The organism is Pseudomonas sp. Pseusp97 (assembly GCF_047304025.1).
In the GTDB taxonomy this organism is placed as follows: Bacteria; Pseudomonadota; Gammaproteobacteria; order Pseudomonadales; family Pseudomonadaceae; genus Pseudomonas.
This window is the reverse complement of sequence record NZ_JBGLYK010000166.1, coordinates 1-13,189: the sequence shown is the minus strand read 5'-3', so window position 1 is coordinate 13,189 and position 13,189 is coordinate 1. Positions and strand designations below refer to the sequence as shown.

Here is a 13,189-nt window from a genome sequence, read left to right as displayed (position 1 = left end):
CTCGCGGATGCGGTCGTCCAGCACCAGCCAGGCGAGGGCGCCGCTCTCGTCACCCAGCAGCAACCACTGACCCGGCTCCTGCGGGTGCCGGGGCGCTTCGCTGCCGCTCAGCGCGCAGACGAACGAGGGCTCGCCAATGCGCAGGCGGCGTTCGCCGACGCGGCCTTCCAGACCCAGGCCGGGATGGCTCTCGACATTCTCGGCGGGCTGCGGCGCGCGGCCGAAGGCGCGGGCGATGGGATGTTCGGAGCGGTTTTCCAGCGCGGCGGCCAGGGCCAGGCAGGCGTCGCTGTCCAGCGAACCCAGCGGACGGACCGCGCGCAGCGTCAGACGGCCTTCGGTGAGGGTGCCGGTCTTGTCGAAGATCACTGTGTCGATGTGGTTCAGGCCTTCCAGCACGTGGCCGCGGGTCACCAGCAGGCCGAGCTTGTGCAGGCTCCCGGTGGCGGCGGTCAGCGCAGTCGGGGTTGCCAGTGACAATGCGCAGGGGCAGGTCGCCACCAGCATCGCCAGCACCACCCAGAAGGCGCGGGAGGCGTCGTGCTGCCACCAGAACAGGCCGACCACGGCGGCGAGCACCAGCAGGGCGATGAGGAACCACTGTGCGGCCTTGTCGGCGAGTTCGGCGAGGCGCGGTTTGTCCGACTGGGCGCGTTCGAGCAGGCGGACGATGGCCGATAGCCGGCTGTCGCCGCCCAGCGCCTTGACCTGCACGGACAGCGGGCCTTCGACGTTGAGGGTGCCGCCGGTGACGCTGTCGCCGCTCTGGCGCGGCTGCGGCAGGTATTCGCCGGTGAGCAGGGATTCGTCGACGCTGGATTGGCCGTCGAGGATCAGGCCGTCCGCCGGGATCACCGCGCCGGGCTGCACCAGCACTCGGTCACCGAGGTTCAGCTCGCTGAGCAGTACACGACTGCTCTGGCCACTGTCGTCCAGGCGCAGGCAGGAGGCGGGCAGCAGGTTGACCAGCTGCGCGGTGGCGGCGGCAGTGCGTTCGCGGGCGCGGCGTTCCAGGTAGCGGCCGGCCAGCAGGAACAGGGCGAACATGCCCACGGCGTCGAAGTACAGGTCGCCGTGACCGGTGACGGCGGTCCAGATGCCGGCCAGGTAGGCCCCGCCAATGGCCAGGGACACCGAGACGTCCATGGTCAGGTGGCGGGTGCGCAGGTCGCGCAGGGCGCCGCGGAAGAACGGCTGGCAGGAGTAGAAGACGATAGGCGTGGTGAGGAACATCGCCACCCAGCGCAGGATCTCGTGCAGCTCCGGGCTCAGGTCGATGTTGAATTCCGGCCAGGTGGCCATGGTCGCCATCATCGCCTGGAACCACAGCAGGCCGGCGACGCCCAGCTGGCGCAGGGATTTGCGGTTCTCCTGGTGCAACTGTTCGGCGGCGCGGTCCGGCTGGAAGGGGTGGGCTGCGTAGCCGATCCTGCGCAGTTCGGCGAGCAACTCGCTCAGCGGCAGATCGCTGTCCGACCAGCGGACATGCAGCCGGTGGTTGGACAGGTTGAGGCCGGCCTCGGCGACGGCCGGCAGGCCCTTGAGGTGCTTCTCGATCAGCCAGCCGCAGGCGGCGCAGCTGATCCCCTCCATGATCAGCGTGGTCTCGGCCAGTTCGCCCTGGTGCTGGACGAAGGGCCGCTGCACATCGGGGCGGTCGAACAGCTTCAGCTCATCGGCGAGTTGTTCGGGAAGGGCGTCAGGGTTGGGCGCAGCTTCGGTGCGGTGGCGGTAATAGCCTTCCAGGCCGCCGGCGACGATTGCCTCGGCCACGGCCTGGCAGCCGGGGCAGCAGAATTCGCGGGTTTCGCCCAGGACGGGAGCAACGAAGCGGCTGCCGGGCGGGACCGGCAGCGCGCAGTGGTAACAGAGCAGCGGGGCGCTCATGGGCGCTCGGCTTCATCTCCGCTGAGGGGCTCGTCGCCGAGGTCGAAAGAGGCGCCGGGGGCGACTTTTTCTTCCTCGAACAGACGCCAGGTCCGGCCGTTTTCCTCGCCAAGCAGCTCGACGAAACGGCGACCCTTCACGGCGGCGTCCAGGCTGGCGGTGTAGCGACCCGGCTCAGCGGGAGCCGCGCGCAGCTGCAGATGCTTGTCCTGGGATTCCAGGGTAGGGGAGAGCAGGTTCAGGGTGAGCGTTGCCGGGCGGCTGTCGCCGGTGAGGCGCAGGTCCACTTCGCCGGTCAGCTCGTCGAAGCTGATCTTCGCGCGCAGCTTGAGCTGCTGGGCGAGGTGCTCGCGATCCAGGGAGCGGTTGATGCCCTTGCCGGCTTCGTAATAGTTGTCGCTGACCAGGGAGTCCTGGTTGTTCACGGCGATGTTGACCATCGTCAGGCTGAGGGCGATCGAGGTGGCCAGCATGGCGATGATGATCCAGGGCCAGAGGTGCTTGTACCAGGGTTCCACGGGCGTTTTCATGGCCGATTGCATGGTCTTGAGTTCTCTCGCTGGCAACGCCGCGCTGGCGCTGCCCGGTGAAGGGGCGGGCAAATTCTACGTGCTTCGCCCGGCACTGGCACCCCATGCGCAACATGGGGTGCCAATTGGTTCAGCGGCGGTTCAACGAACGCGCGGGCCGATGAAGCGGCTGCTGGATTCCTTGCTGATGGACGGGTCGTCCACCGACTGGATGGTGAAACTGATCTCGTTGGTGGTGGAGGGCAGCTTCTCCGGGTCGATGGACAGTTCCACCGGCATAGTGAAGATGTCCCCGGCCGCGACCGAGATTTCCTTCCTGCCTTCCAGGATCAGGCCGTCCATGCCCTTGGCGCTGAGCACGTAGGTGTGGTCCTTCTGGTCCTTGTTCATGACCTTCAGGCTGTACACGTTCTCGATGCGCCCCTCGGCGTTCTCGCGGTAGAGCACGCGGTCCTTGCTGACGTCGAAACCGACCAGCGGACGCAGGATGATGGCGGTGATCAGCAGGCCGATCATGATGCACAGGGCGATGGCGTAACCGATCAGGCGCGGCCGAACCAGATGGGTCTTCTGCCCGGACAGGTTGTGTTCGGTGGTGTAGCTGATCAGCCCGCGCGGGTAGTTCATCTTGTCCATGATGCTGTCGCAGGCGTCGATGCACGCGGCGCAGCCGATGCACTCGATCTGCAGGCCGTCGCGGATGTCGATGCCGGTCGGGCAGACCTGTACGCACATGGTGCAGTCGATGCAATCGCCCAGGCCCTGGGCCTTGTAGTCCAGGGATTTCTTGCGCGGGCCGCGCTTCTCGCCGCGGCGCGGATCGTAGGAGACGATCAGGGTGTCCTTGTCGAACATCACGCTCTGGAAGCGCGCGTAGGGGCACATGTAGATGCACACCTGCTCGCGCAGCCAGCCGGCGTTGCCGTAGGTGGCGAGGGTGAAGAAGCCGACCCAGAAGTACGCCCAGCCGTCCGCCTGGCCGGTGACCAGGTCGCTGAGCAGTTCGCGGATCGGGGCGAAGTAGCCGACGAAGGTCAGGCCGGTGACCAGGCCGATCAGCAGCCAGAGGCTGTGCTTGGCGATCTTGCGCAGCAGCTTGTTGCCGCTCATGGAAGCCTTGTCGAGCTTCATGCGCTGGTTGCGGTCACCCTCGGTGACCTTTTCGCACCACATGAAGATCCAGGTCCAGACGCTCTGCGGGCAGGTGTAGCCGCACCAGACGCGGCCGGCGAACACGGTGATGAAGAACAGCCCGAACGCGCTGATGATCAGCAGGCCGGACAGCAGGATGAAGTCCTGCGGCCAGAAGGTCGCGCCGAAGATGTAGAACTTGCGCTCGGGGAGGTCCCAGAGGACCGCCTGGCGACCGTTCCAGGTCAGCCACACGGTACCGAAGTAGAGAAGGAAGAGGAGGGCGCCCCCGGCCATGCGGAGGTTGCGGAAGAACCCGGTAAAGGCTCGGGTGTAGATCTTTTCCCGGGAGGCATAAAGGTCGACGCTTTCACTCTTGCCCTTGGTGGGCGGAGTGACGTCCTGGACCGGAATCTGTTTGCTCATCAGTGCATTCCACGGCAGCGGGAGGGCGCCCTGTCGATACATGCCGAGAGGGTCAGAAATATGCTTGCACGCCTAACAATGATACGGCGTGGTGGGTGTTGCAACCGTGCGACACTTGGTCGCGCAAGGAATTATGGACCCAGAAATAGAGCGGCGCCGGTGTAGAAACCGGCGCCGCAGGGTGTCGCTTTAGGTGTAGGAGAGAGTGGGATTATTCCGCGCTCTTCTCACCTTCGCCGTGGGAAAGGCTATACACGTAGGCAGCGAGCAGGTGAACCTGGTCTTTGCCCAGACGCTCCAGCTGAGCCGGCATCTGGCCCTGACGGCCGTAGCGGATGGTCTGCTGCAGCTGGGCGAAGCTCGAGCCGTAGATGAACGCCGCCGGGTGGGTCAGGTTCGGTGCGCCCATGGCAGCGGTGCCCTTGCCTTCAGCGCCGTGGCAGGCCACGCAGTTGGTGGCGAAGATTTTCTGGCCGTTGGCGACCTGCTCGTCGGTCACGCCTTCGGGCAGCTTGCGGCCGTCCAGCTTGGTGGTGACGAAGGCAGCGACGTCGTGAACGCCCTGGTCGCCGATGACTTCGCCCCAGGCCGGCATGGCCGCGTGGCGACCGCCTTCGATGGTGGCGATGATGTCCTTCGGCTCGCCACCCCAGCGCCAGTCGGCGTCGGTCAGGTTCGGGAAGCCGTGGGCACCCTTGGCGTCGGAACCGTGGCAGACGGAGCAGTTGGAGGCGAACAGGCGGTTACCCATTTTCAGGGCCTGCTCGTCCTTGGCCACGTCTTCGATCGGCATGGCGCCGAACTTGGCGTACAGCGGGCCGTACTTCTCGTCGGCCTTGGCCATCTCCTTTTCCCACTGGTGCACACCGGTCCAGCCTTTTTCGCCGTTGGCGAATTCGGCCTTGTCCTGGTAGCCCGGCAGCAGGCCCTTCCAGTTGCCCAGGCCCGGATACAGGGCCAGGTAGGCGAGGGCGAAGATGAAGGTGGCCACGAACAGCATGAACCACCACTTCGGCAGCGGGTTGTCATATTCCTCGATGCCGTCGAAGGCATGGCCGACGGTTTCGTCGGTGGCTTCGCTGCGCTGACCGCGACGAGTGGCGAACAGCAGCCACGCCAGGGCGAAGATGGTGCCCAGGGTAAGTACGGTGACGTACAGACTCCAGAAGGTTGTCATTCTTTGTTGCTCCTAGAAGCTTGCTCTTGCTCGACGTGCTTTTTGGCAACCGGGTCATCCGCGAAGGGCAGCATGGCGTCTTCGTCGAAGCGCTCCTTGCGTTTGCCGCCATAGGCCCAGAGCAGGACGCCGATGAAGGCGACCATGACTACGACTGTGCCGATTCCACGAATGGTTCCGATATCCATCACAGTCACCGTTTGCTCTTGATGATGGTGCCGAGGCCTTGCAGGTAGGCGACGACAGCGTCCATCTCGGACTTGCCTTTGACGGCGTCACGGGCACCGGCGATGTTTTCGTCGGTGTAGGGCACGCCCAGCGTACGCAGGGCTTCCATTTTCTTCGCCGTGTCCTTGCCGTCGAGCTTGTTCTCCACCAGCCAGGGGTAGGAGGGCATCTTCGATTCCGGCACCACGTTGCGCGGGTTGTACAGGTGCGCGCGGTGCCAGTCGTCCGAGTAGCGGCCGCCGACGCGGGCCAGGTCCGGACCGGTACGCTTGGAACCCCACAGGAACGGGTGGTCCCAGACGCTTTCGCCGGCGACGGAGTAGTGGCCGTAGCGCTCGGTCTCGGCGCGGAACGGACGGACCATCTGCGAGTGGCAGCCTACGCAGCCTTCACGGATGTAGATGTCACGGCCTTCCAGCTCCAGCGCGGTGCGCGGCTTCATGCCTTCGACCGGCTTGTTGGTCACGTCCTGGAAGAACAGCGGAACGATCTGGGTCAGACCGCCGATGCTCACCGCAATGACCATGAAGAAGGCCAGAAGGCCGATGTTCTTCTCGACTACTTCGTGCTTCATCAGTGAGCTCCTACAGCGGGGATCTGGGCAGCGGCATCGGCGTCAGCCAGTTTGAAGCCACGCACAGTACGGAAGGTGTTGTAGGCCATCAGCAGCATGCCGGAGGCGAAGAACGCGCCGCCCAGCGCACGGACGATGAAGCCCGGGTGGCTGGCCTGCAGGGCTTCCACGAAGGAGTAGGTGAGGGTGCCGTCGGCGTTGATCGCACGCCACATCAGACCCTGGGTGATGCCGTTGACCCACATGGAGGCGATGTACAGCACGGTACCGATGGTAGCCAGCCAGAAGTGTGCGTTGATCAGGCCCACGCTGTGCATCTGCTCGCGGCCGAAGACCTTCGGGATCAGGTGGTAGAGGGAGCCGATGGAGATCATCGCCACCCAGCCCAGAGCGCCGGCGTGTACGTGGCCGATGGTCCAGTCGGTGTAGTGGGACAGGGAGTTGACGGTCTTGATGGCCATCATCGGGCCTTCGAAGGTGGACATGCCGTAGAAGGCCAGGGAAACCACCAGGAAGCGCAGGATCGGGTCGGTGCGCAGCTTATGCCAGGCGCCCGATAGGGTCATCATGCCGTTGATCATGCCACCCCAGCTCGGAGCCAGGAGGATCAGGGACATCACCATGCCCAGGGACTGGGCCCAGTCCGGCAGGGCAGTGTAGTGCAGGTGGTGCGGGCCGGCCCAGATGTACAGGGTGATCAGCGCCCAGAAGTGCACGATGGACAGGCGGTAGGAGTAGATCGGACGCTCGGCCTGCTTAGGCACGAAGTAGTACATCATCCCCAGGAAGCCGGTGGTCAGGAAGAAGCCCACGGCGTTGTGGCCGTACCACCACTGGATCATCGCGTCGGTGGCGCCGGCGTAGACCGAGTAGGACTTGAACCAGGTCACCGGCAGCTCTGCGCTGTTGACGATGTGCAGCATGGCGGTGACGAGGATGAAGGCGCCATAGAACCAGTTGCCCACGTAGATGTGCTTGGTCTGGCGCTTGACGACGGTGCCGAAGAACACCACGGCGTAGGTGACCCAGACGATGGCCAGGAGGATGTCGATCGGCCATTCCAGCTCGGCGTACTCCTTGGAGGAGGTGTAGCCCAGCGGCAGGGTGATGCCGGCCAGCACGATCACCGCTTGCCAACCCCAGAAGGTGAAGGCGGCGAGGCTGTCAGAAATCAGGCGAGTCTGACAGGTGCGCTGTACGACGTAGTAGGAAGTCGCGAAGAGAGCACAGCCGCCGAAGGCGAAGATCACCAGGTTGGTGTGCAGCGGACGGAGGCGGCCGAAACTGGTCCAGGGCAGGGCCAGGTTCAACTGGGGCCAAACCAACTGTGAGGCGATGTAAACACCGAGCCCCATTCCAAGTATCCCCCAGACCACCGTCATGATGGCGAACTGGCGGACGACCTTATAGTTATAAGCAGTCGGACTGATTGCTGTGCTCATTCTAAGGTTCCACGGTTTTTGGATTTTATGGACAAAAAAACGGCGGCAAGTATGGAGAAAGCAGGTGGCCATTGCAACGCGCCGGGCCTTGGTGCGGTGCCGGTTTCACGCCTGCTTCAGAGCGCCTTGCGCCCCGGTTTGACGCACGTTTCGGCTCGCTCGTACCAACCTGGGAAGTGGGTCAGGTTAGTCGTATTGCAGGTTTGCGAATGGAAATGAGCTTAGACGCGAACGGGGAGGGTGTGAAGAAGGGGAGATAGACAGGGTGCGACACTTCGTCGCGATATTGCGGGGTTGAGAAACTCGCGCCCATTTTACCGGGCGCGAGTTGGGGGCGGGAGTTTACTTCGCCTGGCCGGAAATGTTGTAGATGTAACCGGCGAGAATGTGCACTTTGTCTTTGCCCAGGTACTGCTCCTGCGCCGGCATCTGGCCCTGGCGGCCGTGACGGATGGTCTGCTGCAGTTGCGCGTAGCTGGAGCCGTAGATGAAGGCGCCCGGGTGGGTCAGGTCGGGAGCGCCCATCAGCGGGTTGCCCTTGCCCTCGGGGCCGTGGCAGGCGACGCAGGTGGTGGCGAACAGCTTGCCGCCGTTGTCGACGTTTTCCGCGGTCACGCCCTCGGGCAGCTTGCGGCCGTCCAGGTTGGCGGTGACGAAGGCTGCGACGTCCTGCACGCCCTTCTCGCCCAGCACTTCACCCCAGGCCGGCATCGCGGCATGGCGGCCACCGAGGATGGTGGTCTCGATGTCCTGGGCGGTACCGCCCCAGCGCCAGTCGCTGTCGGTCAGGTTCGGGAAACCCTGGGCGCCCTTGGCGTCCGAGCCGTGGCAGATGGAGCAGTAGGTGGCGAAGAGGCGCTCGCCCATTTTCATGGCTTGCGGGTCTTTCGCGATTTCTTCCACGGGCATGGCAGCGTATCTGGCGAAGATCGGGCCATATTTTTCCTTGGCCAGGGCTTCCTCGCGCTCCCATTGTTTGTCCTGGGTCCAGCCGCCTTCATAGCCCGGCAGGATACCTTTCCAGTTGCCCAGGCCCGGGTAGAGGACCAGGTAGCCGGCGGCGAAGACGATGGTGCCGACGAACAACATGAACCACCACTTGGGCAGCGGGTTGTCGTACTCCTCGATGCCGTCGAAGGCGTGGCCCATGGTCTGGTCGGTGGTGTTCGAGGACTGCCCGCTGCGGGTGGCGAATACCAGCCACAGCAGGGCGATCAGCGAGCCGACTGTTAGAACGGTGATGTACAGACTCCAGAAGGTAGTCATGCGTTGTTGCTCCTAGAAGCTTGCTCTTGCTCAGCGTGACGCTTGGCAACCGGGTCATCCGCGAAGGGCAGCAGCGCGTCTTCGTCGAAGCGCTCCTTGCGTTTGCCGCCGTAAGCCCAGAGCAGTACGCCGACGAAGGCCACCATCACGATGACGGTGCCGAGGCCGCGAATGGTCCCGATATCCATGCTGTCACCGCTTGTTCTTGATGGAGGTGCCGAGGACCTGCAGGTACGCGACCACCGCGTCCATTTCGGTCTTGCCTTTGACGGAATCGCTGGCGCCAGCGATGTCGTCGTCCGTGTAGGGCACGCCCATGACACGCATCACTTCCAGTTTCTTCGCCGTGTCCTTGCCGTCGAGCTTGTTCTCGACCAGCCAGGGGTAGGCGGGCATCTTCGACTCCGGCACCACGTTGCGCGGGTTGTACAGGTGCGCGCGGTGCCAGTCGTCCGAGTAGCGGCCGCCGACGCGGGCCAGGTCCGGACCGGTACGCTTGGAACCCCACAGGAACGGGTGATCCCAGACGCTTTCGCCGGCGACGGAGTAGTGGCCGTAGCGCTCGGTCTCGGCGCGGAACGGGCGGATCATCTGCGAGTGGCAGCCCACGCAGCCTTCGCGGATGTACACGTCACGGCCTTCCAGTTGCAGCGCGGTGTAGGGCTTCATGCCTTCCACCGGGGTGTTGGTGACGTCCTGGAAGAACAGCGGAACGATCTGGGTCAGGCCGCCGATGCTGACGGCGACGGCCATGCACAGGGCCAGCAGGCCGACGTTTTTCTCGAGTACTTCGTGTTTCATGTCGGTCTCCTCAGGCCATCTGCGCCGCGGCTTGCATTTCAGCCGGCTTGGCCGCAGCGACGGTGCGCCAGACGTTGTAGGCCATGACCAGCATGCCCAGCAGGAAGATGGCACCACCGATCATCCGCACGATGAAGCCCGGGTGGCCGGCGGCCAGGGCTTCGACGAACGAGTAGGTGAGGGTGCCGTCGGCGTTCACGGCGCGCCACATCAGGCCCTGGGTGATGCCGTTGACCCACATGGAAGCGATGTACAGAACGGTGCCGATGGTGGCCAGCCAGAAGTGGGTGTTGATCAGGCCCACGCTGTGCATCTGCTCGCGACCGAAGACTTTCGGGATCATGTGGTAGAGAGAGCCGATCGACACCATCGCTACCCATCCCAGGGCGCCGGCGTGTACGTGGCCGATGGTCCAGTCGGTGTAGTGGGAGAGGGCGTTGACGGTCTTGATGGCCATCATCGGGCCTTCGAAGGTGGACATGCCGTAGAAGGCCAGGGATACCACCAGGAAGCGCAGGATCGGGTCGGTGCGCAGCTTATGCCAGGCGCCGGAGAGGGTCATCATGCCGTTGATCATGCCGCCCCAGCTCGGAGCCAGCAGGATCAGCGACATCACCATGCCCAGGGACTGCGCCCAGTCCGGCAGCGCGGTGTAGTGCAGGTGGTGCGGACCGGCCCAGATGTATACGGCGATCAGTGCCCAGAAGTGCACGATGGACAGGCGATAGGAGTAGACCGGGCGCTCGGCCTGTTTCGGAACGAAGTAGTACATCATTCCCAGGAAGCCGGCGGTGAGGAAGAAGCCCACGGCGTTGTGGCCGTACCACCACTGGATCATCGCGTCGGTGGCGCCGGAATACAGCGAGTAGGACTTGGTCAGGCTGACCGGGATTTCCAGGTTGTTGACCACGTGCAGGATCGCCACGGTCAGGATGAAGCCGCCGAAGAACCAGTTGCCCACATAGATGTGCTTGGTCTTGCGCTTCATCAGCGTGCCGAAGAAGACGATGGCGTAGGAAACCCAGACGATGGTGATCAGGATGTCGATCGGCCACTCCAGCTCGGCGTACTCCTTGGAGGAGGTCATGCCCAGCGGCAGGGTGATGGCCGCGCACAGGATCACCAGCTGCCAGCCCCAGAAGGTGAAGGAAGCGAGCGGGCCAGCGAACAGGCGGGTCTGGCAGGTGCGCTGCACCGAGTAGTAGCTGGTGGCGAACAGTGCGCAGCCGCCGAAGGCGAAGATCACCGCGTTGGTATGCAGCGGACGCAGGCGGCCGAAGCTCGTCCACGGTAAGCCGAGGTTAAGGTCCGGCCACACCAGTTGAGCGGCGATCAGGACACCGACGGCCATGCCGACGATACCCCATACCACTGTCATAATGGCGAACTGGCGGACCACCTTATAGTTATAAGCGGTCTGATTGGTTGTGCTCATTTATGGGCTTCCATCCACGGTTATGGGCTATGCCCATCCCGGCAAGGTTTTTTACGGCTTACGGCGTATGCCGCCCCTCCCCCTTGGGATAGGTACTAATTCGGAATTAGCGGAGTGAAGGATGGATAAAGGCACCCCTGGGAATATTGATTCGGATCAATTGGCACCTGAGACCCCTGTCGCGGGCGCCTGCGGTCCTTTGTCGCTGCTGCGGAACCCGGCACAGGGCGAGCTGTCAGCGACGCTGCTTCTCGCCCATGGGGCGGGCGCGCCGATGGACAGCCCGTTCATGGACGCCATCGCCGCGCGACTAGCCGAAAGGGGTATCGCCGTGGTGCGCTTCGAGTTCCCCTATATGGCTATGCGCCGGGAGGACGGAAAGCGCCGCCCGCCAAGTCCGCAGAAGCAGTTGCTCGGATGTTGGCGGCAGGTTTACGCGCAGGTGCGCGCCGAGGTGCCGGGCAGGTTGGCGATCGGCGGCAAGTCCATGGGCGGGCGGATGGCCAGCCTGCTGGCGGACGAACTGGGCGCTGACGCGCTGGTCTGTCTGGGCTACCCGTTCTACGCCGCCGGCAAGCCGGAGAAGCCGCGCGTCGCCCACCTCGCCGATCTGCAGGCGCCGACACTGATCGTGCAGGGCGAACGCGATGCGCTGGGCGATCGCCCCACGGTGGAGGGCTATTCGCTGTCCCCGTCGATCGAGCTGCACTGGCTCGCCGCTGCCGACCACGATCTCAAGCCGCTCAAGGCTTCCGGGCTGACCCACGAGGAACACCTGGAAAGTGCCGCCGCCTGCATCGGAGCTTTCCTATTGCGCTAATCGGGCCTTAAGGCAGGGCTTCCTATCCTCGCCAGCGTCGACGCCCCGCAGTCGACGCCCCGCCACCAGAGGACAGGCCGAAAGCTGCCATGAACCCCCATTACGCTGAACGCATTGCCACCCAACCCCTCCGCTATTCCCCCGGCGCCGCGCACAGCCTGCTGCTGACCGGCGCCACCGGCTTCCTCGGCGGCTCCGTCGCTGCCCACCTGATCTCCGAAGGCCACGGCCCGGCGCTGCTGTTCCTGGTCCGCGCCGAATCCCCTGAGCAGGGCCTGGAGCGGCTGCGCGACAACCTGCGCCTGCACGGCGTGCCGGAGACGGCGCTGGAAGCCCTCCAGGAGGGCCAGATCCTCTGCGGCGACCTGCTGGACACCGCCTGGATGAAGGGCGAGCGTGCCCGCCTGATGCGCGTGGAGCAGGTGATCAACTGCGCGGCGGTGGCCTCGTTCTCGAAGAACCCGAGCATCTGGCCGGTGAATGTCGAAGGCACCTTCGCCTTCGCCCGGCTGCTCAGCCAGTCGCGCAACCTCAAGCGCTTCCTCCATGTGGGGACGGCCATGTGCTGTGGGCCGCAGCGCGAGTCGCCGGTGCGCGAATCCTGGGACTTCCCCGACAGCGAAGAGCAACTGGTGGACTACACCGCGTCCAAGGCCGAGATCGAAAGACGCATGCGCGAGGAACTGCCGGGTCTTCCGCTGGTGGTGGCGCGCCCCTCCATCGTGGTCGGGCACCGCGAACTGGGCTGCCGCGCCTCGGGGAGCATCTTCTGGGTGTTCCGCATGGGCTTCGCCCTAGAGAGCTTCACCTGCGGCCTGGACGAGCAGATCGACGTGATTCCGGTGGACTACTGCGCCGAGGCGCTGGTGGCCCTGGCGCTGAAACCGACGCTGAACCACAGCCTCTATCACATCTCCGCCGGCCACGGTTCGGCCTGCACCTTCGGCGAGATCGATCGCGCCTATGCCGACGCTCGTGGCGAGGAACCGGTGGGCGAGCGTTATCGCAAGGTCAGCAGCGAGGACCTGCGCGAGCTGGCCGGCAGTTTCGAGAGCCGCATCGGCAAGGCCAACCCCCGGCTGGTGCTGCGCGCGCTGCGGCTGTACAGCGGCTTTGCCGACCTCAACTACCTGTTCGACAACCAGCGCCTGCTGGACGAAGGGATCGCCGCGCCGCCGCGCTTCACCGACTACGTGGACGTGTGCGTGCAGTCCTCGCGGGATGTCAGCATCCCGGCTCAGATGCAGTGGGATTTCAAGTAACCCGATAGAGCGCTGTGGGCTGAATCTTGTAGGAGCGAGCTTGCTCGCGAACCTTACCCCGTCTGGACGTGGCGTAGGGCGAATAACGCCTCAGGCGTTATCCGCCATTGCGGCGGCATTAGAAGTGGGCGGTTTTTCGCCCAGCGAGCGCCGGGGCGCGCGCGGCGCGGGGATAAAGGGTGGAGCGGGGGGACACCGCGATAAGCCGCC

General features: G+C 64.6%; 13 protein-coding genes. 2 read left to right on the top strand and 11 right to left on the bottom strand.

Annotated features, from left to right (window positions below):
- From ACCC94_RS21960 to ccoN (ACCC94_RS21910), 11 genes are all read right to left on the bottom strand, one after another.
- Positions 1 to 1,887, bottom strand: a 1,887-nt coding sequence (locus ACCC94_RS21960; RefSeq protein WP_413351663.1) for a heavy metal translocating P-type ATPase, incomplete at its 3' end; no start/stop codon positions are given.
- The gene (locus ACCC94_RS21955; protein ID WP_413351661.1) at positions 1,884 to 2,429 is read right to left on the bottom strand and encodes a FixH family protein; all 546 of its coding nucleotides are present in this window, start codon (positions 2,427 to 2,429) and stop codon (positions 1,884 to 1,886) included. The genes ACCC94_RS21955 and ACCC94_RS21960, both read right to left, overlap by 4 nt.
- A 129-nt stretch (positions 2,430 to 2,558) precedes the next feature.
- Positions 2,559 to 3,974 (bottom strand): cytochrome c oxidase accessory protein CcoG, encoded by a 1,416-nt coding sequence (gene ccoG / locus ACCC94_RS21950; protein ID WP_413351660.1) that lies wholly within the window; start codon positions 3,972 to 3,974, stop codon positions 2,559 to 2,561.
- A 211-nt stretch (positions 3,975 to 4,185) separates the two neighbouring features.
- Positions 4,186 to 5,151 (bottom strand): cytochrome-c oxidase, cbb3-type subunit III, encoded by a 966-nt coding sequence (gene ccoP, locus ACCC94_RS21945; RefSeq protein WP_413351659.1) that lies wholly within the window; start codon positions 5,149 to 5,151, stop codon positions 4,186 to 4,188.
- Positions 5,148 to 5,339: a cbb3-type cytochrome oxidase subunit 3 gene (locus ACCC94_RS21940; protein ID WP_088421115.1), complete on the bottom strand. Its 192-nt coding sequence runs from the start codon at positions 5,337 to 5,339 to the stop codon at positions 5,148 to 5,150. The genes ccoP (ACCC94_RS21945) and ACCC94_RS21940 overlap by 4 nt, the downstream gene beginning before the upstream one ends.
- 5 nt (positions 5,340 to 5,344) lie before the next feature.
- A complete protein-coding gene (gene ccoO / locus ACCC94_RS21935) occupies positions 5,345 to 5,953 on the bottom strand; it encodes a cytochrome-c oxidase, cbb3-type subunit II (RefSeq protein WP_413351658.1) in 609 nt (202 codons plus the stop codon).
- Positions 5,953 to 7,395 carry a cytochrome-c oxidase, cbb3-type subunit I gene (ccoN, locus tag ACCC94_RS21930; RefSeq protein ID WP_413351657.1) on the bottom strand — a complete coding sequence of 481 codons (1,443 nt, stop codon included), beginning with the start codon at positions 7,393 to 7,395 and terminating at the stop codon, positions 5,953 to 5,955. The genes ccoO (ACCC94_RS21935) and ccoN (ACCC94_RS21930) overlap by 1 nt, the downstream gene beginning before the upstream one ends.
- A 342-nt stretch (positions 7,396 to 7,737) precedes the next feature.
- Positions 7,738 to 8,661 carry a cytochrome-c oxidase, cbb3-type subunit III gene (ccoP, locus tag ACCC94_RS21925; protein WP_413351655.1) on the bottom strand — a complete coding sequence of 308 codons (924 nt, stop codon included), beginning with the start codon at positions 8,659 to 8,661 and terminating at the stop codon, positions 7,738 to 7,740.
- A complete protein-coding gene (locus ACCC94_RS21920; RefSeq protein WP_205336386.1) occupies positions 8,658 to 8,849 on the bottom strand; it encodes a cbb3-type cytochrome oxidase subunit 3 in 192 nt (63 codons plus the stop codon). Before ACCC94_RS21920 ends, ccoP (ACCC94_RS21925) begins: the two co-directional genes overlap by 4 nt.
- A gap of 4 nt (positions 8,850 to 8,853) precedes the next feature.
- Positions 8,854 to 9,462: a cytochrome-c oxidase, cbb3-type subunit II gene (gene ccoO / locus ACCC94_RS21915; protein ID WP_017516306.1), complete on the bottom strand. Its 609-nt coding sequence runs from the start codon at positions 9,460 to 9,462 to the stop codon at positions 8,854 to 8,856.
- A 10-nt stretch (positions 9,463 to 9,472) separates the two neighbouring features.
- On the bottom strand, positions 9,473 to 10,897 hold the full coding sequence (gene ccoN / locus ACCC94_RS21910) for a cytochrome-c oxidase, cbb3-type subunit I (RefSeq protein WP_413351654.1): 1,425 nt from the start codon (positions 10,895 to 10,897) through the stop codon (positions 9,473 to 9,475).
- 121 nt (positions 10,898 to 11,018) lie between these two features.
- Here ccoN (ACCC94_RS21910) and ACCC94_RS21905 point away from each other — a divergent pair, with 121 nt between their 5' ends.
- Complete coding sequence (locus ACCC94_RS21905; RefSeq protein WP_413351653.1) at positions 11,019 to 11,717, top strand: alpha/beta family hydrolase; 699 nt, start codon at positions 11,019 to 11,021, stop codon at positions 11,715 to 11,717.
- Between the two features lie 89 nt (positions 11,718 to 11,806).
- Entirely contained in the window at positions 11,807 to 12,979 is a 1,173-nt protein-coding gene (gene cprA, locus ACCC94_RS21900; RefSeq protein WP_413351652.1) for a cationic peptide resistance protein CprA, read from the top strand.
- The last annotated feature ends 210 nt before the right edge of the window (positions 12,980 to 13,189 follow it).

What these genes read in the sequence shown, in the direction of transcription:
- ACCC94_RS21955 (WP_413351661.1), bottom strand. Translation starts at nt 2,429, where the DNA reads ATGCAATCGGCCATGAAAACGCCCGTGGAACCCTGGTACAAGCACCTC.
- ccoG (WP_413351660.1), bottom strand. Translation starts at nt 3,974, where the DNA reads ATGAGCAAACAGATTCCGGTCCAGGACGTCACTCCGCCCACCAAGGGC.
- ccoP (WP_413351659.1), bottom strand. Translation starts at nt 5,151, where the DNA reads ATGACAACCTTCTGGAGTCTGTACGTCACCGTACTTACCCTGGGCACC.
- ACCC94_RS21940 (WP_088421115.1), bottom strand. Translation starts at nt 5,339, where the DNA reads ATGGATATCGGAACCATTCGTGGAATCGGCACAGTCGTAGTCATGGTC.
- ccoO (WP_413351658.1), bottom strand. Translation starts at nt 5,953, where the DNA reads ATGAAGCACGAAGTAGTCGAGAAGAACATCGGCCTTCTGGCCTTCTTC.
- ccoN (WP_413351657.1), bottom strand. Translation starts at nt 7,395, where the DNA reads ATGAGCACAGCAATCAGTCCGACTGCTTATAACTATAAGGTCGTCCGC.
- ccoP (WP_413351655.1), bottom strand. Translation starts at nt 8,661, where the DNA reads ATGACTACCTTCTGGAGTCTGTACATCACCGTTCTAACAGTCGGCTCG.
- ACCC94_RS21920 (WP_205336386.1), bottom strand. Translation starts at nt 8,849, where the DNA reads ATGGATATCGGGACCATTCGCGGCCTCGGCACCGTCATCGTGATGGTG.
- ccoO (WP_017516306.1), bottom strand. Translation starts at nt 9,462, where the DNA reads ATGAAACACGAAGTACTCGAGAAAAACGTCGGCCTGCTGGCCCTGTGC.
- ccoN (WP_413351654.1), bottom strand. Translation starts at nt 10,897, where the DNA reads ATGAGCACAACCAATCAGACCGCTTATAACTATAAGGTGGTCCGCCAG.
- ACCC94_RS21905 (WP_413351653.1), top strand. Translation starts at nt 11,019, where the DNA reads ATGGATAAAGGCACCCCTGGGAATATTGATTCGGATCAATTGGCACCT.
- cprA (WP_413351652.1), top strand. Translation starts at nt 11,807, where the DNA reads ATGAACCCCCATTACGCTGAACGCATTGCCACCCAACCCCTCCGCTAT.